This window comes from Modestobacter sp. NPDC049651, from assembly GCF_040659695.1.
GTDB lineage: Bacteria > Actinomycetota > Actinomycetes > Mycobacteriales > Geodermatophilaceae > Modestobacter.
Genome location: NZ_JBFAOG010000004.1, coordinates 157,436 through 175,331 on the forward strand (window position 1 = coordinate 157,436; position 17,896 = coordinate 175,331).

The 17,896-nt window shown below is 76.4% G+C and carries 20 protein-coding genes; 9 read left to right on the forward strand and 11 right to left on the reverse strand.

Annotated elements, in window-relative coordinates; all coding sequences use genetic code 11:
- Positions 1-19: 19 nt before the first annotated feature.
- Positions 20-1,393 (reverse strand): AI-2E family transporter, encoded by a 1,374-nt coding sequence (locus tag AB0J00_RS08095; protein WP_357742770.1) that lies wholly within the window; start codon positions 1,391-1,393, stop codon positions 20-22.
- 97 nt (positions 1,394-1,490) lie between these two features.
- Here AB0J00_RS08095 and AB0J00_RS08100 point away from each other — a divergent pair, with 97 nt between their 5' ends.
- The 3 genes from AB0J00_RS08100 to AB0J00_RS08110 are packed head-to-tail and all read left to right on the forward strand — an operon-like array spanning position 1,491 to position 3,117.
- Positions 1,491-1,973, forward strand: coding sequence for a PPOX class F420-dependent oxidoreductase (locus tag AB0J00_RS08100; RefSeq protein WP_357742773.1), 483 nt, complete (start codon positions 1,491-1,493; stop codon positions 1,971-1,973).
- A gap of 38 nt (positions 1,974-2,011) precedes the next feature.
- Positions 2,012-2,599: a hypothetical protein gene (locus AB0J00_RS08105; protein ID WP_357742775.1), complete on the forward strand. Its 588-nt coding sequence runs from the start codon at positions 2,012-2,014 to the stop codon at positions 2,597-2,599.
- Positions 2,596-3,117, forward strand: coding sequence for a hypothetical protein (locus tag AB0J00_RS08110; RefSeq protein WP_357742776.1), 522 nt, complete (start codon positions 2,596-2,598; stop codon positions 3,115-3,117). The genes AB0J00_RS08105 and AB0J00_RS08110 overlap by 4 nt, the downstream gene beginning before the upstream one ends.
- Before the next feature lie 7 nt (positions 3,118-3,124).
- Here the strand turns inward: AB0J00_RS08110 and AB0J00_RS08115 are convergent, their stop codons facing one another.
- Positions 3,125-4,669, reverse strand: a complete 1,545-nt coding sequence (locus AB0J00_RS08115; RefSeq protein WP_357742778.1) for a UDP-N-acetylglucosamine 1-carboxyvinyltransferase — start codon at positions 4,667-4,669, stop codon at positions 3,125-3,127.
- Between the two features lie 163 nt (positions 4,670-4,832).
- Between AB0J00_RS08115 and AB0J00_RS08120 the strand changes: the two genes are divergently transcribed.
- Genes AB0J00_RS08120 through AB0J00_RS08130 form a run of 3 tightly spaced genes read left to right on the forward strand, consistent with a single transcriptional unit; the run spans position 4,833 to position 6,558 of the window.
- Positions 4,833-5,381 (forward strand): hypothetical protein, encoded by a 549-nt coding sequence (locus tag AB0J00_RS08120; RefSeq protein WP_357742781.1) that lies wholly within the window; start codon positions 4,833-4,835, stop codon positions 5,379-5,381.
- A gap of 57 nt (positions 5,382-5,438) precedes the next feature.
- A complete protein-coding gene (locus tag AB0J00_RS08125) occupies positions 5,439-6,146 on the forward strand; it encodes a dienelactone hydrolase family protein (RefSeq protein WP_357742784.1) in 708 nt (235 codons plus the stop codon).
- A gap of 10 nt (positions 6,147-6,156) precedes the next feature.
- On the forward strand, positions 6,157-6,558 hold the full coding sequence (locus tag AB0J00_RS08130; protein WP_357742787.1) for an ankyrin repeat domain-containing protein: 402 nt from the start codon (positions 6,157-6,159) through the stop codon (positions 6,556-6,558).
- Positions 6,559-6,562: 4 nt separating this feature from the next.
- Here the strand turns inward: AB0J00_RS08130 and AB0J00_RS08135 are convergent, their stop codons facing one another.
- Positions 6,563-8,008 (reverse strand): MFS transporter, encoded by a 1,446-nt coding sequence (locus tag AB0J00_RS08135; protein ID WP_357742789.1) that lies wholly within the window; start codon positions 8,006-8,008, stop codon positions 6,563-6,565.
- 129 nt (positions 8,009-8,137) lie between these two features.
- Between AB0J00_RS08135 and AB0J00_RS08140 the strand changes: the two genes are divergently transcribed.
- Complete coding sequence (locus AB0J00_RS08140; protein WP_357742792.1) at positions 8,138-9,481, forward strand: alpha-amylase family glycosyl hydrolase; 1,344 nt, start codon at positions 8,138-8,140, stop codon at positions 9,479-9,481.
- A 57-nt stretch (positions 9,482-9,538) separates the two neighbouring features.
- Entirely contained in the window at positions 9,539-10,870 is a 1,332-nt protein-coding gene (locus AB0J00_RS08145) for an MFS transporter (RefSeq protein ID WP_357742795.1), read from the forward strand.
- Here AB0J00_RS08145 and AB0J00_RS08150 read toward each other — a convergent pair.
- From AB0J00_RS08150 to AB0J00_RS08175, 6 genes are read right to left on the reverse strand one after another with little or no spacing between them, the layout of a single operon-like run.
- Positions 10,815-11,540 carry a hypothetical protein gene (locus AB0J00_RS08150; protein WP_357742797.1) on the reverse strand — a complete coding sequence of 242 codons (726 nt, stop codon included), beginning with the start codon at positions 11,538-11,540 and terminating at the stop codon, positions 10,815-10,817. The two genes, AB0J00_RS08145 and AB0J00_RS08150, sit on opposite strands and share 56 nt — an antisense overlap.
- The gene (locus AB0J00_RS08155) at positions 11,537-12,391 is read right to left on the reverse strand and encodes a biotin-dependent carboxyltransferase family protein (RefSeq protein ID WP_357742800.1); all 855 of its coding nucleotides are present in this window, start codon (positions 12,389-12,391) and stop codon (positions 11,537-11,539) included. Before AB0J00_RS08155 ends, AB0J00_RS08150 begins: the two co-directional genes overlap by 4 nt.
- The gene (locus AB0J00_RS08160) at positions 12,388-12,996 is read right to left on the reverse strand and encodes an allophanate hydrolase subunit 1 (protein WP_357743243.1); all 609 of its coding nucleotides are present in this window, start codon (positions 12,994-12,996) and stop codon (positions 12,388-12,390) included. The genes AB0J00_RS08155 and AB0J00_RS08160 overlap by 4 nt, the downstream gene beginning before the upstream one ends.
- On the reverse strand, positions 12,996-13,748 hold the full coding sequence (locus AB0J00_RS08165; RefSeq protein WP_357742803.1) for a 5-oxoprolinase subunit PxpA: 753 nt from the start codon (positions 13,746-13,748) through the stop codon (positions 12,996-12,998). Before AB0J00_RS08165 ends, AB0J00_RS08160 begins: the two co-directional genes overlap by 1 nt.
- 43 nt (positions 13,749-13,791) lie before the next feature.
- The gene (locus AB0J00_RS08170) at positions 13,792-14,790 is read right to left on the reverse strand and encodes a hypothetical protein (protein WP_357742806.1); all 999 of its coding nucleotides are present in this window, start codon (positions 14,788-14,790) and stop codon (positions 13,792-13,794) included.
- Positions 14,787-15,476, reverse strand: coding sequence for a hypothetical protein (locus tag AB0J00_RS08175; RefSeq protein WP_357742809.1), 690 nt, complete (start codon positions 15,474-15,476; stop codon positions 14,787-14,789). The genes AB0J00_RS08170 and AB0J00_RS08175 overlap by 4 nt, the downstream gene beginning before the upstream one ends.
- A gap of 80 nt (positions 15,477-15,556) precedes the next feature.
- On the opposite strand from AB0J00_RS08175, the gene AB0J00_RS08180 reads away from it, so the two are divergent.
- A complete protein-coding gene (locus AB0J00_RS08180; RefSeq protein WP_357742811.1) occupies positions 15,557-16,327 on the forward strand; it encodes a putative protein N(5)-glutamine methyltransferase in 771 nt (256 codons plus the stop codon).
- A gap of 49 nt (positions 16,328-16,376) precedes the next feature.
- Here AB0J00_RS08180 and AB0J00_RS08185 read toward each other — a convergent pair whose 3' ends face one another.
- Positions 16,377-17,213, reverse strand: a complete 837-nt coding sequence (locus tag AB0J00_RS08185; protein WP_357742813.1) for a CoA ester lyase — start codon at positions 17,211-17,213, stop codon at positions 16,377-16,379.
- 59 nt (positions 17,214-17,272) lie between these two features.
- A complete protein-coding gene (locus tag AB0J00_RS08190; protein ID WP_357742815.1) occupies positions 17,273-17,875 on the reverse strand; it encodes a hypothetical protein in 603 nt (200 codons plus the stop codon).
- Positions 17,876-17,896 lie beyond the last annotated feature (21 nt).

Consider the following 17,896-nt stretch of genomic DNA (forward strand, 5'->3'; position numbering starts at 1 on the left):
AGCTCCGCGGGGGCGCCGGTCATTCCCGCTTCCCCCTCCGGCGGGGGAAACGGCCCCGGACGGTGCTGCCGCCGTCCTCGGGGGTGGCCTGGGCGGCGACCAGGTGCGCGCCGCGGGTGTCGCCGACCAGCTCCCGGCTGGTGCCATCGGCGGCGACCTCCGGGTGCTGACCGTCCAGGACGTCGCGGGCGTACCGGTAGCCCACCGCGACCAGCGCGGTGACCGGCACGGCGAGGAACGCGCCGATGATGCCGGCCAGGCTGCTGCCGGCGGTGACGGCGAGGATGACGACCGCGGCGTGCAGGTTGAGCCCGCGGCCCTGCAGGATCGGCTGCAGCACGTTGCCCTCGACCTGCTGCACGAACAGCACGATGCCCAGCACGATCAGCGCCTTGGTGAACCCGACGGTGACCAGCGCGACCAGCACGGCGAAGATGCCGGCCACCACCGCGCCGATGATCGGGATGAAGGCGCCGAAGAAGGTCAGCACCGCCAGCGGAAGCACCAGCGGGACGCCGAGGATCCACAGCCCGATGCCGATGAAGAAGGCGTCGACGAACCCCACGAGCGCCTGCTGGCGGATGAACTCCGACAGCGTCTCCCAGGCCTTCACCGACAGCGCGGCGATGTGCGGGGCGGCCTTGGGGCCGGTCTGCGCCGCCAGCCACGGCGTCCAGCGCGGGCCGTCCTTGAGGAAGAAGAACGCCAGCACCAGGGCGAGCACCAGGTTGAGCAGGATGTTGCCGATCGACGTGGCCGTCGAGTAGGCGTAGGTGGCGATGTTGGTCGCGTTGTTCTGCACCCGGTCGACGAGCGTGTCGACGGCGTTGCTGATCTGGTCCTGCTCGATGTTCAGCGGCGGACCGGCGAGCCAGTCCTGCACCTCGCCGACGCCGCCGGCGAACTGCGAGCCGAGCTCCTCGGCCTGGCCGACGACCTGCGGCGCGATCGCCGCGATGATCCCGCCGATGACGATGAAGAACAGCAGCAGGACGCTCGCGGCGGCCGCCGCCGGCGGCCAGCCGTGCCGGCGCAGGAAGCGCGTGGGCGGCCAGAGCACGGTGGTGAACAGCAGCCCGAGCACCACCGGCAGCACGACCGACCAGAACCGGCCGGCCACGAAGCCGATCGCGAAGACCCCGGCGGTGATGAGCAGCAGCTCCACCGACAGGACGGCGAGCCGGCGGACCGCCCCGGCGAGCCGGTCGGACCGCTCCGGCCCGGGGGCGGGGGCCTTGGTGCTCAACGTGCCCGGGGCGCTGATCCGGTCGTCGTCCACCTGCTCGTCGGGGCGGTCCCCGTCGGTGGGCTCGTCGGTGGCGTCGTCGGCCCGGTTCTCGATCCGGTCGCTCGGCGTGGTGCCGTTCTCGCGCGGCGGCGGCTGTTCGGGCATGCGTCGATCCCAGCACATCCCGGCCCGGTCGACCTGCTCGCCGCGCAACGGCCGCCCGGCACGGCCGCTGTCGGTGCCCCGCCGTAGCGTTCCCGGCATGCCGAGGACCGCCACCGCCGACCGCGTCGACCGCGACGAGCTGCTCGCCTTCCTGCGCCCGCGCCACAAGGCCGTGCTGATGACCCGCCGGTCCGACGGCGCACCGCAGCTGTCCCCGGTGACCTGCGGGGTCGACCAGGAGGGCCGGGTCGTCGTCTCGACCTACCCGCAGCGGGCGAAGGTGGCCAACGCCCGGCGCGAGCCGCGGGTGTCGCTGTGCTTCCTCTCCGACGACTGGGACGGTCCCTGGGTGCAGCTGGACGGCGTGGCGGAGGTGCTCGACCTGCCCGAGGCGCTCGAGCCGCTGGTCGACTACTTCCGCTCGATCAGCGGCGAGCACCCGGACTGGGACGAGTACCGGGCGGCCATGCAGAAGCAGGGCAAGTCGCTGCTGCGGATCACCCCGGAGCGCTGGGGGCCGGTGGCCACGGGCGGCTTTCCGCCGGAACGGGACCCGGCCGGCACGCCCGACAAGGCCTGATCCTTGCTTCTCCTCCTGCAAGCTGCTTGACTTGCCTGGTGCCCTTCGTGCTGACCGTCGACCAGCGGGCCAGCCGCCGCGGCCCCGACCGGGTGGCCGAGGTGCTGGACCAGCTGTCGGACGTCCCGGTGCTGCGCCGCTTCGAGCGGACGGCGGGCGACGAGTTCCAGGGCGTGCTCGACGACCCGCGGCTGGTGGTCGACGTCGCGCTGCAGCTGCTGCGCGGCGGCGCCTGGAGCGTCGGCGTGGGTGCCGGCCCGGTGGCCACCCCGCTGCCCGCGAGCACCCGTGCGGGAGCGGGGCCGGCGTTCGTCCGGGCCCGGGAGGCGGTCGAGGCGGCCAAGCGCCGGTCGGTGCGCGTGGCGGTGCGCGGCGCCGACCCCGACACGGCCGCTGACGCGCAGGCCGTGCTCACCGCGCTCGGGGTGTTCGTGCAGCGCCGCAGCGCGCAGGCCTGGGAGGCGGTCGAGCTGGTCGGGTCCGGGCGCACGCAGGCCGAGGCCGCGGCCGAGCTGGGGGTCACCCGGCAGGCGGTCGGCCAGCGGCTGGCCGCCGGCATGTGGGAGGTCGAGCGCGACCTGCGGCCGGTGGCCGCCCGGCTGCTGGCCCGGGTGGTGGCGGGATGACCGTCGCCGCCGTCGTGCTGCTCGCGGTCCTCGTGGTCACCGGCCTGTCCGCGACCCTGGCCGGGGAGCGGCTGCGCTCGCCGCTGCCCGCGGTGCTGCTGGTGGTGCTGCTCGCCCTCGCCGCGGCGGCCGCCTGGCGGGCCGGCCGCCCCGCCGACGGGCTGGCCGACGCCGGCCGGCTGCTCGCCGTCGCGGTCGCCGCGCTCGCCGGGGGGCCGGTGACCACCGCCGTGCTGCGCGCCGCCGACCCCGACCGCGGCCCCTCCCGGCGGCGCGCGTCGGACCCGGAGGTGCTGCGCGGCGGCGCCTGGATCGGCGTGCTGGAGCGCACGGCGCTCGCCGCGACGCTGCTCGCCGGCTGGCCGGAGGGCCTGGCGGTGCTCATCGCGGTCAAGGGCCTGGGGCGGTTCAACGAGCTCAAGGCCCCGGTCGCCGCCGAGCGCTTCATCATCGGCACCCTGGCCAGCGCGCTGTGGGCGGTCGGCTGCGTCGGTGTCGCCGTCCTGCTCCGGAGCTAGGCCCCCGTCAGTCGGAGAAGACCTCGATCTGCGCGCCCATCTCCACCAGCCGCTCGTAGAGCTGCTCGTAGCCGCGGGCGATGATGTCGACGTTGCGCAGCACCGACTGCCCCTTGGCCGCCAGCATCGCCAGCAGGATGCAGACCGCGGGGCGCAGCGCCGGCGGGCAGACGATCTCCGCGCCCGACCAGCGGGTGGGCCCGGACACCAGCACCCGGTGCGGGTCCAGCAGCCGGACGTCGGCGCCGAGCCGGGTCAGGTCGGACAGGTGGATCGCCCGGTTGTCGTAGACCCAGTCGTGGATGACCGTCTCGCCGGTGGCCGTCGCGGCGATGACCGCGAAGAACGGCAGGTTGTCGATGTTGAGCCCCGGGAACGGCATCGGGTGGATCTTGTCGATCGGCCCTCGCAGCTGCGAGGGGCGGATGGTGATGTCGACCAGCCGGGTGCGCCCGTTGTCGGCCGGGTACTCCGGCGACAGGTCGTAGCGCAGCCCCATCTCGGCGAGGATCGCCAGCTCGATCTCCAGGAACTCGATCGGCGCGCGGCGCACCGTCAGCTCCGAGCTCGTCACGATGCCGGCGGTCAGCAGGCTCATCGCCTCGACCGGGTCCTCGGAGATCGTGTAGTCGACGTCGGCGTCCAGCACCGGCCGACCGGTGACCACCAGCGTCGTCGTCCCGAATCCCTCGATGCCCACGCCGAGCTTCTCCAGGTACAGGCAGAGGTCCTGGACCATGTAGTTCGGGCTGGCGTTGCGGATCGTCGTGGTGCCGTCGTGCCGCGCGGCGGCCAGCAGCGCGTTCTCGGTGACGGTGTCGCCGCGCTCGGTCAGCACGATGGTGCGGTCCCGCCCGTCGGTGCGGGTGACCCGGGCGTGGTACTCGCCGGCCCGTGCCTCGACGTCCAGCCCGAACGGGCGCAGCGCGATCATGTGCGGCTCGACCGTGCGGGTGCCCAGGTTGCAGCCGCCGGCGTAGGGCAGCTCGAAGGTGTCCTCGCGGTGCAGCAGCGGGCCCAGGAACATGATGATGCTGCGGGTGCGGCGGGCGGCGTCCGCGTCGATGGCGGCGAGGTCGAGCTGCTCGGGGACGACGATCGTCAGGTCGCGGCCGGTCCCGTCCCAGGTCGCCGAGACGCCGATCGAGACCAGCACGTCGAGGATCCGGTCGACCTCGACGATCCGGCTGACGTTGCGCAGCGTGGTGCGCCCCCGGTTGAGCAGCGAGGCGCAGAGCAGGGCGACGGCGGCGTTCTTCGACGACTTGACCGTCACGCTGCCCGACAGCGGGGTGCCACCGCGCACCCGCAGGTGGGTGGGGCCGCCGCGGCCGACGGTGATCAGCTCGCTCTCCAGCGCGGCCGACAGCCGGCCCAGCAGCTCGAGCGTCAGGTTCTGGTTGCCCTGCTCGATCCGGGCGATCGCGCTCTGGCTGGTGCCCAGGCGCTCGGCGAGCTGCTGCTGGGTGAGGCCGTGGTGGCGGCGGGCGTCGCGGACGAGTGCGCCGATCTGGCGGAGGGACTGACCGGTGGCTTCCTCGGTGAGCGTCATGGTGGCCCGACGCTATCTCACAGATGAGATGCATCCGTGCACCCAGCGCGACACGTGGGCGAGTCGCACCGGATCGGGTGACCGCCGGTTGTCGATCTTCGACGTGTCACCCGCGCGCCGGCCGGGGATGATGACCCCGACCGCCCCACAGCGAGGAGACCCCGTGAGCGACGTACCTGGACCCGGCTCCGGTGTCCTGAAGCCCGACCTGCTGGCCGTCTACTGCAACGACCACATCGCCTCGGCTGCGGGGGGCATCGAGCTGGTGTCCCGGATGATCGGGGCGCACCGCGGCTCGCGGTACGAGACGCCGCTGCGCCAGCTGCTCGACGAGCTGCGCCAGGAGAAGACCGCGCTCACCGACACGACCCGGGCCCTCGGCCTGCCGGTGCGGCAGTACAAGCAGGTGGCGGTCTGGGCCGCGGAGAAGGCCAGCCGGCTGAAGCTCAACGGGCACCTGCTCAGCCGGTCGCCGCTGAGCGACCTGGTCGAGTTCGAGTTCCTCGCCTCCGCCGTCCGCGGCAAGCGCAGCGGCTTCGAGACCCTCCGGATCGCCGCCGAGGTCGACACCCGGATCGACAAGGACCTGTTCGACCGGCTGATCGACCAGGCCAACCGGCAGTACCACTGGCTCACCGACGCCCGCCGCGAGGTCGCGGCCGCGGTCTTCGGCGGCGACCCCGGCGCGCTGCCGGACACCGACGAGGCCTGAGCCGTGTGCCACGACCACGACAGCCGCCCGCCGGCCCCGCCGCGCCCGCCGGGTGACGTGGCCGAACGCGGGACCCTGACGCTGACCGCGGCCGACGGCAACCGGTTCTCCGCCGCCTACGCCGCGCCCGCGGCCCGGGCCTCGGCCGGGGTGGTGCTGCTGCCCGACATCCGCGGCCTGCACCCCTACTACGTGGCCCTGGCCGAGCGGTTCGCCGAGGCGGGGCTGCCGGCGGTCGCGCTGGACTGGTTCGGCCGGACGGCGGGGCTCGCGGAGACCGGCACCCGCGCCGAGGACTTCGACTGGGAGCCGCACGTCCCGCAGGTCACCGCCGAGGGCGTGGACGCCGACACGACGGCCGCGGTCGGGTACCTGCGCGACCGCACCCGGGCCGACCTCCCGGTGGTGACCGTGGGCTTCTGCTTCGGTGGCAGCCACGCCTGGCGGCAGTCGGCGGCCGACCTGGACCTCGCCGGGTCGGCCGGCTTCTACGGGCGCCCGGTGCTGGTCGGCGACGCCGCCGACGGGGCCCGGAAGCCGGTGGTCATGCTCATCGCCGGCGGCGACGTGGTCACCCCGGTCGAGGAGCAGCGTGCGCTCGCCGACCGGATGCGCGCCGCGGGCGCCGACGTCGACGCGGTCGTCTACGACCGGGCGCCGCACTCGTTCTTCGACCGGTCGTCCGGCGAGTGGGCCGCGGCCTGCGACGACGCCTGGCGGCACGTGCTGGCGCTCACCGACCGGGTCGCGGCAGCGTCCTCCTAGGCTGGTCCGGGTGAGCGAGCAGCAGCGGTTCGAGCCCGGCGTCCTGGAACTGGCCGCCCGGCTCTTCGACCTGGCCCGCGGCGGCCACACCGAGGAGCTGACCGCCTACCTCGAGGCCGGCGCCCCGCCGAACCTGACCAACGACAAGGGCGACACGCTGCTCGTCCTGGCCGCCTACCACGGGCACCCGGACACGGTGGCCGCCCTGCTGGCGCACGGGGCGGACACCGCCCGGGCCAACGACCGGGGGCAGACGCCGCTGGCGGCCGCGGTGTTCAAGCAGTCGGCGGAGACGGTGCGCCGGCTGCTGGCCGCCGGCGCCGACCCGGACGGCGGGCAGCCCAGCGCCCGGGAGACCGCCCGGTTCTTCGACCTGCCGGAGATGCTGGCCCTGCTGGAGCAGCGCGGCTGACCGGTCAGCGGCGGGCGGCGTCCGGCGCGACGACCGCACCGGGCGCCGCCGGTGCCGGCCGGCGCCGCGGCGGCAGCAGCGCCGCGACGACCGCGAACACCAGCGCCGCCCCGCACGCCACGAAGCCGATCGCCTGGTAGCCACCGTTGGTGGCGTACTGCTCGCCGGCCGGGGTGGCCGCCTCCAGCAGCGTGCCGGTCAGCGCGCTGCCCAGCGCGAACCCGATGTAGCGGAACACCTGGTTCAGGCTCATCGCGCTGCCGGTCTCCGACGCCGGCACCGCACCCGTGATCACGCCCGGCAGGGCCGCGAACACCGCGCCGACGCCCAGCCCGGCGACGGCGGTGTCGAGGAACAGCATCCACAGCTGGTCGCGCCACAGCGCCATCAGCGCGTCGCCGGCGGCGAGCACGAGCGCGCCGGCCAGCAGCACCGCCTGCGGGCCGCGGGCCCGGTCCAGCGGCCGGACCAGCCGGCTGGACAGGAAGCTGGCCAGCGAGAACGGCAGCAGCGCCAGGCCTGCGACGACGATCGAGCTGCCGAACCCGTAGCCGGTCGACTCCGGCGTCTGCGCCAGTTGCGGCACCGAGGCGAGCATCAGGTAGTTCGCCAGCCCGACGAGCAGGGCGCCTACGTGCGCGGTGACCGCCGCCCGGCCGCGGGCCAGCCGCAGGTCGACCAGCGGCGCCGGGGTGCGCAGCTGCCACCAGACCCAGGCGGCGAGCGCCACGACGGCGACGGCGACCAGGCCGAGCACCCGGCCCGATCCCCAGCCCCAGGTCTCGCCCTCGCCCAGCGCGAGCAGCCCGGTGGCCAGCCCCGCGCCCAGCAGCACGGCGCCGGGGACGTCCAGCGGCCGGGCCGCGACCTCGCCCGCCGCCGGGTAGACCAGGACGGCCGCGACCAGCGCGACGGCGGTGGCGGCGGCACCGAACCAGAACGCCGCGTGCACCCCGCCGAGCTCGGCGATCAGCCCGGTCAGCGGGTAGCCCAGGCCGACCCCCGCGGCCACGACCACCGACAGCGCCGCGGCGGTCGACCGCGCCTGCTCGCCGTGCAGCACGGTGCGCGCGGTCGCGATGCCCAGCGGTGCCAGCCCCAGCCCGAGCCCCTGCAGGCCGCGGCCGAGCACCAGCCAGCCCAGCCCGAACGGGAGGGCGGCAAGCACGCTGCCCAGCAGCACGACGACCAGCACCGTCAGCACGACCGCGCGCCGGTGCCGGCCGTCACCGAGCCGGCCGATGACGGGCGTCGCGACCGCGCCCACCACCAGGGTCACGGTGAGCGACCACTGGGCGCTGGTGATCGAGACGTCGTTGGTCTCGGCGATCGCGGGCACCAGCGGGGCGCCGAGGCTGCTGATCACGGCGACCAGCGAGCCGAGGTAGAGCAGCACGGGGACCAGGCCGGGAGGGGCCGCGGGCGGTGCGGTGCGGGTCGGCGTGGTCACGTCCGTCCACGGTAGTTGCTCAGCCTCACGACCACCCGGTCGGCTTCCGGCGAGCGGAGTGGCCGGCCGGTGCCTAGCGTGGGCGGGTCCGGGGGCATCCGGGCGCGGAGCCGCCGACGAGGGAGACCGATGCCGCAGCACACCGAGCCGGGCTGGGTGCAGGACGCGATCTGGTGGCACGTCTACCCGCTGGGCTTCGTGGGCGCGGAGGAGGAGCAGCCGGACGGCGGGGGAGTGCGGCACCGGCTGCCGCAGCTGCTGGACTGGCTGGACTACGTGCTCGAGCTCGGCGCCAACGGGCTGGCGCTCGGGCCGGTGTTCGCCAGCAGCACCCACGGCTACGACACCGTCGACCACACCCGCATCGACCCGCGGCTGGGCGACGACGCGGACTTCGACGCGCTGGTCGCCGCCGCGCACGACCGGGGGCTGCGGGTGCTGCTGGACGGCGTGTTCAACCACGTGGGCCGCGACCACCCGGCGTTCCGCGCGGTGCTGGAGCAGGGGCCCGGTGCGCCGACCGCCGGCTGGTTCCGGCTGCGCTGGCCGTCGGGCCCGCAGGGTGCGCCGGAGTACGACACCTTCGAGGGGCACGGCCGGCTGGTGGCCCTGGACCACTCGTCCCCGGCGGTCGCCGACCTGGTCACCGACGTGATGACCCGCTGGCTGGACCGCGGCGCCGACGGCTGGCGGCTGGACGCGGCCTACGCCGTCCCGCCGTCGTTCTGGGCGCAGGTGCTGCCGCGGGTGCGCGCCGCGCACCCGGACGCCTACGTCGTCGGCGAGGTCATCCACGGCGACTACCGGCGGCTCGTCGCCGAGTCGGGGATGGACGCGGTCACCCAGTACGAGCTCTGGAAGGCGGTCTGGAGCTCGCTGAACGACGGCAACCTGCACGAGCTGGCGCACGCCCTCGGCCGGCACGACGAGTTCCTCGGGGGCGGGGACAGCGGCGACGGGTTCGCGCCCTACACGTTCGTCGGCAACCACGACGTCACCCGGATCGCCAGCCGGCTCACCGACGTCCGGCACCTGCCGCACGCGCTGGCCGTGCTGTTCACCGTCGGCGGCACGCCCGCGGTCTACGCCGGCGACGAGCAGGCGTTCACCGGGGTGAAGGAGGACCGGGCCGGCGGGGACGACGCCGTCCGCCCGCCCTTCCCGGCCACGCCCGCGGGGCTGGCGCCGTTCGGGGAGCCGACGTTCCGGCTGCACCAGGAGCTGATCGGGGTCCGCCGCCGGCACCGCTGGCTGCACCGCGCCCGCACCACGGTGCTGCACCGGGACAACCGGCAGCTCACCTACGCCAGCGAGGCGGACGGGCAGCGGCTGCTGGTCGCGCTCAACCTGACCGACGGCGCCGTGGAGCAGCCCGCGCCGGGCGCCGGCGCGGTGCTGGCCGGCACGGCGGCCGTGCGCGGGGACGCCGTCCGCCTCGAACCGCACGGCTGGGCGGTGCTCGCCGGCCGGTGAGCGACCTCACCGACCCGGTGTGGCAGCTGCGCGGCCGCTGTGGTGTCGTTGCAAGACGTGACCTCTGCCGCTGCGCCGTCCGCCGTCGACTCGCGCCGGGCCTACGCGGTGTGGGCGGTCGGCCTGGCCGCCTACGCGGTCGCGATCTTCCACCGGGCCTCGCTGGGTGTGGCCGGCACGGAGGCGCAGGAGCGGTTCTCCGCCGGGGCCTCGGCGATCTCGCTGTTCCTGGTCCTGCAGCTGGCCGTCTACGCCGGGCTGCAGGTGCCGGTGGGCGTGGCGCTGGACCGGTTCGGCTCGCGGGCGATGATCGTGGCCGGGGCCCTGACCATGGCCGTCGGGCAGACGGTGCTGGCGCTGGCCACCGACGTGCCGGTCGCGGTGGTCGCCCGGGTGCTGGTCGGCGCCGGCGACGCGATGACGTTCATCAGCGTGCTGCGGCTGGTGCCGCTGTGGTTCTCCGGCCGCACCGTGCCGGTGATCACCCAGCTGACCGGCATCCTCGGCCAGCTGGGGCAGATCGTCGCCGCCTACCCGCTGGTCGCGCTGCTCGCCGGCGCGGGCTGGACGCCGACCTTCCTCGGCGCCGCCGCGGTCGGCGTGCTGGTCGCCGTCCTGGTGCTGGTCGCGCTGACCGACACCCCGCCGGGCACGGTGCTCGCTGCGCCGGCGTCGCTGGCCGAGGTGCGGAGCAACCTGGTGGCCACCTGGCGCGAGCCCGGCACCCGGATCGGCCTGTTCACCCACCTGGTCACCCAGTTCTCCGGCACGGTGTTCGCCCTGCTGTGGGGGTACCCGTTCCTGACCACCGGTGAGGGGCTGTCGGACGGCGCGGCGGCCACGCTGCTCACCCTGCTGGTGGTCATCGGCATGGGCTTCGGGCCGTTCCTCGGCCGGCTCGTCGGCCGGTGGCCGCTGCGCCGGTCGACGCTGGTGTTCGGCATCCTCGGCCTCACCGCCACGACCTGGACGATCGTGCTGCTGTGGCCCGGCCGCGCGCCGGTCTGGCTGCTGGTGGTGCTCGTGCTGGTGCTCGGCACCAACGGCCCCGGCTCGATGATCGGCTTCGACTTCGCCCGCACCGAGAACCCGGTCGAGCGGTCCGGCAGCGCCAGCGGCGTGGTCAACATCGGCGGTTTCGTCGCCTCGCTGTGCACCGTGCTGGCCATCGGCTTCGTGCTCGACGCGCTCACCCCGGGCGGCTCCACCGACTACTCGCTGGGCGCCTTCCGGGCCGCGTTCGCGGTGCAGTACGTGTTCTGGGCGATCGGCTTCGTCGGCGTGCTCACCCACCGCCGGCAGCTGCGCGCCCGGCTGGCCCGCGACGGCATCGTCATCGCCCCGCTGGTCGTCGCCGCCCGGGCGAAGCTGCGTCCGCCCCGTCGGTGACCCCCGCCCGGCGGGCGAGCGCGATGGCGTACTCGTAGCGGCGGCCGTCGCGCTCGACCGGGAGCACCAGGTGCTCGGCCCCGGCCGTGCCCGGCAGCTCGCGCAGCCGTGCGGTGAGCGCGGGCACCGGGTCGCTGGACCACACGGCCAGCACCCCGCCGGGCCGCAGCGCGCCGACCGCGGCCGCCAGCCCGGCCGGCTCGTACAGCCCGGCGTTCGAGGTGTGCACCAGGAAGGCCGGGCCGTTGTCGACGTCGAGCAGCACCGCGTCGTAGCCGCCCGGGTGCCCGGCCAGGTGCGCCGCGACGTCCGCGGTGGTGAGGGTGAGCCGGTCGTCGCCGGGCGGCAGCGCGGGCAGCAGGCCGGCGCGGGCCCAGCCGACCAGCGCCGGCTGCAGCTCCACCACCTCGACCGCGGCCACCCGCGGGTCGGCCAGCGCGGTGGCCGCCGTCCAGCCCAGCCCGAGCCCGCCGACCAGCACCCGCAGCCGCTCGCCGGGGCAGCGGGCCAGCCCCTCGGCGGCCAGCGCGCGCTCGGTGGAGGTGTCGACGTCGTCCATCGCGAAGACCCCGTCGACGACGAGCTCCAGGTGCGACGCGCCGTCGTCGGTGCGCCGGCGCAGCACCACCTCGCCGTGCGCGCCGGTGGCCCGGCCCAGCTCCTCGATCACGGACCCGGGTCCGGGGCGCGCCGGAACCGCAGCGGCTGCCCCGGCCGCAGCTGGGCGCACCGGTCGACCGCGTCGTCGGTGACGTAGCCGATCACCGGGTAGCCGCCGGTGACCGGTCCGTCGGCGAGGAAGAGCACCGGGGTGCCCGCCGGGGGCACCTGCAGCGCGCCGCGCACCATGCCCTCGCTGGGCAGCTCGCCGGTGCGCAGCCGCGGCAGCGCCGGCCCGGCCAGCCGCAGCCCGACCCGGTTGCTCTCGCTGGTGACCGTCCAGGCGGTGCCGGTCAGCAGGTCCCGGCCCGCGTCGCCGAACCAGTCGGCGCGCGGCCCGGGCAGCACCGGCACGGTGACCTCGCCGGCCGGGGGATCGGCCACCGGTGCCACGTCCACCCCGGGCGGCTCGCCGTCCGCCGGCCCGACCGGCAGCACGTCGCCGGCCGCCACCGGCGCCGGACCCAGGCCGGAGAGCAGGTCGGTGGCGCGGGAGCCGAGCACGGGCGGGACGGCGATGCCGCCGCGGACGGCGAGGTGGGTGCGCAGCCCGGCCGCCGGGGCGCCCAGCCGCAGCTCGGTGCCGCGGCGCAGCAGGGTCGGCGCGGCGTGCGGGAACGGCCCGGCGCAGCGGGCGCCGGTGGTGGCGACCAGCAGGTCGCGGCCGGCCCGGACGGCGAGGCCGCCGAACGTCACCTCCAGGGTCGCCGCCCCGGGCGGGTTGCCGACCAGCCGGTTGGCCAGCCGGTGCGCGGCCCGGTCGGCGGCGCCGGAGCGGCCGACGCCGAGCGCGGCGAGCCCGGGGCGGCCGTCGTCCTGCACGGTGGTCAGCGGGCCGGGGGCGAGCACGGTGAGGCTCATGCGGCCACGAACCTGACCCGGGTGCCCGGGCGGAGCAGCGCCGCCGGGTCGCGGTCGACGTCGAACACCGCGAGGTCGGTGCGGCCGACCAGCTGCCAGCCGCCGGGGGACTCGCGGGGGTAGACGCCGCTGAACTCCCCGGCCAGCGCGACCGACCCGGCGGGCACCCGGGTGCGGGGGGTGGCGCGGCGGGCCACGTCCCAGCCGCCGCCGGCCTGGGTTAGGTAGCCGAAGCCGGGCGCGAACCCGCAGAAGGCGACGGTCCACTCGGCGCCGGTGTGCCGGCGCACCAGCTCGGCGGGGTCGAGGTGCAGCGCGGTGGCGAGCTCGGCCAGGTCCGGGCCGTCGTAGTGCACCGGCACCTCCACGAGGTCACCGGCCGGGCGGTCGCCGGCGCGCGGCCGGACGGCGCGGACCGCGGCCGCGACGGCGGCCAGGGTGGTGCGCGCGGGGTCGACGACGACCAGCACGGTGCGCGCGGCCGGGACGACGTCGACGACCCCGGCCGGCCGGTCCGCCTCCAGCGCGGCGTGCAGGGCGAGCACCTGGTCGAGGTCGTCCACCTCGGCGAGCAGCGCGGTGCTCCCGCTGGGCAGCAGCCGCATCACGCCGCGAAGGAGGTGAGGGTGTGGCCGGCGGCGGTGAGCGCGTCGCGCACGGCGCGGGCGATGGCGACGGCGCCCGGGGTGTCGCCGTGCACGCAGATCGACGCCGGCCGGACCACCAGCGCGCCGCCGTCGACGTCCCGGATCGGCTCGCCGGCCGCCATCGCGACGCAGCGGCGGGCGATCTCGTCGGGGTCGTGCAGCACGGCGCCGGGCAGCCGGCGGGAGACCAGTGCGCCGGCCGGGGTGTAGGCCCGGTCGGCGAACGCCTCGGCGACCGTGGTGAGCCCCGCCGCGGCGGCGAGCCGCAGCCACGCCGAGCCCGGCAGGCCGAGCACCGGCAGGGTGCGGTCGTACTCGGCGACCGCGCGGACGACGGCGGCCGCCTGCTCCTCGTGCGCCACGATCGCGTTGTAGAGCGCGCCGTGTGGCTTGACGTAGCGCACCCGGGAGCCGGCCACCCGGGCGAACGCGTCGAGGGCGCCCAGCTGGTAGAGCACGTCGTCGGTCAGCGCCGCGGGCTCCATGTCGATGAACCGGCGGCCGAAGCCGGCGAGGTCGCGGTAGCCGACCTGGGCGCCGATCGCGACGCCGCCGGCGACCGCCCGCTCGCAGACCCGGCGCAGGATCGACGGGTCGCCGGCGTGGAAGCCGCACGCCACGTTCGCGCTGGTGACCACGCCCAGCAGCGCGTCGTCGTCGCCCAGGGCCCACTGGCCGAAGCCCTCACCGAGGTCGGAGTTGAGGTCCACCCGGCCAGCCTGCCGCACCGGGCGTCCCGGCTGTACCCGGCGGTCAGCCACCGCCGGTGGCCAGCGCCTGGCAGTGCGCCTCGGCGGCGTCCCGGACGGCCTGCTCGGCGCTGCTGAGCTGGTCGCCGCCGGTCACGATCCGGATGACCGACCCGTCGGGCGCGAGGTCCATCCGGATGCCCAGCGAGGCCAGGCAGGCGGCCAGCACGGCGGGGTCGGGGGAGTGGTCGCCCCAGACGACCTCGGGGCCCGGCGGGGCGCCGGTGGTCACCAGCTGCACCACCGTCGCGCTCCCGCCGCGCAGCAGCCGGACCTCGCCGGAGTTCCACGCGATCGGTGCGGGCACCGCCCCGGTGGGCACGCCGTCGACCACCGGCAGCCCGGTGCGGCTGCGGACCAGCCGGCCGTCGGGGGCGCGGTCCAGCCCGGGGGACCAGTCCGCGCGGTCACCCGGCAGGCCGAGCAGCACCAGCGGGGCGGGTGAGGCGGTCACGTCCATCAGGGCCAACGGTGCGCTGGGCTCCAGCGACGCCACCGGAGCGGCCAGCTCCAGCTCGCCCGGCGCGGCGCCGGCCGGCCCGGCGAACCAGGCGTAGGCCCAGGTGCCACCGACCCGGCCCACCACGACCGCCCACCGGTGCCTCCCCGGCACGTCGGCGGCGTAGACGACCCGCCGGTCCGCGGGCTCGGTGAACCGCGGGTCGCGGGCCGCGTCGTGCCCGGTCCAGCTGCGCGCGGCCAGCCGGACGCGGAACTCCTGGTCGGCGGCCACCTCGCCCCGCGGGGGCAGGACGTAGAGGGCCGGCCGGCCCCGGTCGTCGACCGCCGCGGGCGGCTGGTCGCCGGTGACGCCGTCCACCACGACGCCGGCCAGCACCGCGAGGACGGCGACCACCGCGCCCGCCGTCCAGCCGGCGGCCCGGCGCCGGCGGTCCCGTTCGGCCGCGGCGACGTGGGCGAGGACCGCAGCCGGGTCGCCGTCGCCGGCGCGGGCGGCCAGCGCCTGCAGCCGCTCGGCCACCTGCTGCTCGGTGCCGGTCATCGCGGCCGCCGGTAGACCGCGTACGGGTCGCTGTCGCCGTCCTCCTCCGCGACGGCGGCGGCAGGGACGACGACGGCAGGGACGACGACGGCAGGGACGACGACGGCACCGGCGGCGGCAGGCGACGGCACGGGGAGCCGGTCGTCCGCGAGCAGCGGGCCGAGGTCGCGCACCGCGGCCAGCACCAGCCCGGCGACGGTGTCCTCGTCGGTGCTCAGCAGCGCGGCGACCTCGTCGTCGGCCAGGCCGTCGTGCAGCCGCAGCACCAGGGCGAGCCGGGCACGGAGCGGGAGGCCGGTGAGGGCGGTCAGCCAGGCGCGGTCGTCGTCGTCCAGGTCGTTGTGGTCGACGTCCGCGGCGGTCAGCCCGTCCACGGAGCCGGAGGCCGTGGACCCGTCGTCCGCGCCGGAGGCGACGGTCTCGGCACCGGTGAGGTCGGCGCTCCGGTGCGGCCAGCCGGGGTCGGTGGCCGAGTGCACGAGGACGGCGTGCACCAGTGCGGCGCGCGCCGCCGGCACCGTCGTGGCCGGGGTGAGCCGGCGCCACCGGCGGTGCGTCGCGGCGAGCGCGGCGGTGGTCAGGGCGCCGGCGTCGCCGCGGTGGCCGGTGACCAGGAACGCGGTCGCGCGCAGCTGCGGGGCCGCCTCGGTGACGAAGGCGGGGAACGAGCCGTCCGAGCGGTCCACGGAACCCCCTCTCCCCGGGTGCGGGCATTGAAGCGCTTCCGCGGCCGGAACGCACGGGCCTCCGGCACACTGGCCCTCCGATGACGACCGACACCGCTGACCTGGTCTCCCGGCTCCGCGCGGCGGGCTGCGTGTTCGCCGAGGAGGAGGCCGCGCTCCTCGTCGAGGCCGCGTCGGGTGCCGCGCTGGACGCGCTGGTGGCCCGGCGGGTGGCGGGGGAGCCGCTGGAGCAGGTGCTGGGCTGGGCGGAGTTCGCCGGCCTGCGCATCGTGGTCGCGCCCGGGGTGTTCGTGCCCCGCCGGCGCACCGGGTTCCTGGCCACCCTGGCTGCGGCGCACGCCCGGGCCGGGACGGTGGTGGTCGACCTGTGCTGCGGGACCGGCGCGGTGGGCGCCGCGGTCGCGACCGCGGTGCCCGGGGTGGAGCTGTGGGCGGCGGACGTCGACCCGGCGGCGGTGGCCTGCGCGCAGCGCAACGTCGATCCGCTAGGGGGGACGGCGGTGTGCGGCGACCTGTTCGCGCCGCTGCCGGTCGCGCTGCGCGGGCGGGTCGGCGTGCTGGCGGTCAACGCCCCCTACGTGCCGACCGCGGCGATCGGGCTGATGCCGCCGGAGGCGCGGGACCACGAGGCGCGCGTCGCGCTGGACGGCGGGCCGGACGGCGTGGCCGTGCACCGGCGGGTGGCCGCCGCGGCGCCGGGGTGGCTGGCGCCGGACGGGGTGGTGCTGGTGGAGACGAGCGAGGACCAGGCGGAGCTCACCGCGGCGGCGCTGACCGGGGCGGGGCTGCGACCGGTGGTGCACCGGGACGACGAGCGGGACGCGACGGTCGTCGTCGGCACGCCCGGCTGACCCCGGCGGGGGGACGGCGGCCCCGGGACCGGGGCCGCCGTCCCGGCAGCTAGCTCGGCTCGACGCCGAAGGCGAGCGCGAGCCGCTCGATCTTGCGGGCCCGGCCCAGGCGGGGGAGGTCGCTGCCGTCGCGGATGACCTGGCCGCGGGCCTCGAAGTCGGCGAGGAAGTCGCGCGCCCAGGCGACGTCCGAGGGGGTCGGGCTGATGACCTCGTTGATCACCGGGAGCTGCTCCATGTCGAGGCAGAGCTTGCCGGTGAGGCCCAGCGACACGGTGACCGCGGACTGCTCGCGGAGCACCGGGTGGCTGCTGCTGACCGTCGGGCCGTCGATCGGGCCGGGCAGGCCACCGATGCGGCTGGCCACGACCAGGCGCGAGCGGGGGTAGGCCATCGCCAGGTCGTCGGCGCTGGTGCCGGTGTCGCGGCGGTAGTCACCACTGCCGAAGGCCAGCCGGAACGCGCCGCGGGCGCGGGCGATGGAGACGGCCTCCTCGATGCCCAGGGCGGACTCGACCAGCGCGAGCACCGGGGTGGAGCCGCCGAGCCGGTCGAAGGTCTCGGTGACGTGCTCGGCCGCCTCGGTCTTGGCGAGCATCACGCCGAGCAGGCCGGGAAGGCCCGCCAGCGCGGCCACGTCGTCGGCCCAGAACGGGGTCGAGTGGTCGTTGATCCGGACCCAGGCCTTCTTCTCGCCGCCGCTGAGCCAGTCGACGACACCGGCGCGCGCGTCGGGCTTGCGCGCGGGGTCGACCGCGTCCTCGATGTCCAGCACGATCTGGTCGGCCCGCGACTCGTGCGCGGTGTCGAACAGCTCGGTCCGGGCGCCGTTCACCAGCAGCCACGAGCGTGCGTCCTCGGGTCCCACGTTCCTGCGTTTCGCCACGCGGCCATTCTGCGGGTCGGTGCTCGCGGCCTCGGCACCGGGCGGGTCGCGGGACGGGCTCAGGCGGCGGCGCGCAGCCTGCCCAGCAGGTCGACGTGCCAGTCGACCTCCACGCGCCGGCCGATGAAGCCGCGCGGGCGCACCAGGTCCAGGCGCACGAGCTGCCCGCGCGTCTCCGGGGTGCGGCCGTCCGCCCACAGCAGCGCCAGGTGGTCGCGGACCGGCAGGTCGCCGTCCAGGCCGAGGGCGAGCTGGGTCTGCCGGCTGGGCGGCTGCCGGTAGAAGGTGCGCAGGCCGTGCGTGGTGGCCGCCGGGAGCTCGCCGTCGTCGGAGTGCCAGATGCGCAGCACGTCGGCGGCGGTGCGGACGATCAGCCCGCTCATCGGCAGGCCGAGGTTGTCGACCGGGGGCTCGAACAGGTCGAGCTGGCGGCCGAGGACGAGCTCGGTGTGCGGGTCCTCGAGGTCGGCGTCCCAGGGCTTGAGCCGCTCCATGGCCTCCCGGCGGACCAGCTGGTGGTCGAGGTGCCGGTCGGCGACCGGGTTCCAGCCGTGCTCGGCGTGGATCGCGCGGCTCACCGCCACGCCGGCCGCGAGCGCGTCGCGGACGGCGGTGAGCAGGGTCCGGAGCCGGAGGACGGCGGCCTCGGGGGAGTGGTCCACGCCTGCAGTCTGCCCAGCGGC

What these genes read in the sequence shown, in the direction of transcription:
- AB0J00_RS08170 (WP_357742806.1), bottom strand. Translation starts at nt 14,790, where the DNA reads ATGACCGGCACCGAGCAGCAGGTGGCCGAGCGGCTGCAGGCGCTGGCC.
- AB0J00_RS08140 (WP_357742792.1), top strand. Translation starts at nt 8,138, where the DNA reads ATGCCGCAGCACACCGAGCCGGGCTGGGTGCAGGACGCGATCTGGTGG.
- AB0J00_RS08095 (WP_357742770.1), bottom strand. Translation starts at nt 1,393, where the DNA reads ATGCCCGAACAGCCGCCGCCGCGCGAGAACGGCACCACGCCGAGCGAC.
- AB0J00_RS08100 (WP_357742773.1), top strand. Translation starts at nt 1,491, where the DNA reads ATGCCGAGGACCGCCACCGCCGACCGCGTCGACCGCGACGAGCTGCTC.
- AB0J00_RS08180 (WP_357742811.1), top strand. Translation starts at nt 15,557, where the DNA reads ATGACGACCGACACCGCTGACCTGGTCTCCCGGCTCCGCGCGGCGGGC.
- AB0J00_RS08115 (WP_357742778.1), bottom strand. Translation starts at nt 4,669, where the DNA reads ATGACGCTCACCGAGGAAGCCACCGGTCAGTCCCTCCGCCAGATCGGC.
- AB0J00_RS08110 (WP_357742776.1), top strand. Translation starts at nt 2,596, where the DNA reads ATGACCGTCGCCGCCGTCGTGCTGCTCGCGGTCCTCGTGGTCACCGGC.
- AB0J00_RS08160 (WP_357743243.1), bottom strand. Translation starts at nt 12,996, where the DNA reads ATGCGGCTGCTGCCCAGCGGGAGCACCGCGCTGCTCGCCGAGGTGGAC.
- AB0J00_RS08155 (WP_357742800.1), bottom strand. Translation starts at nt 12,391, where the DNA reads ATGAGCCTCACCGTGCTCGCCCCCGGCCCGCTGACCACCGTGCAGGAC.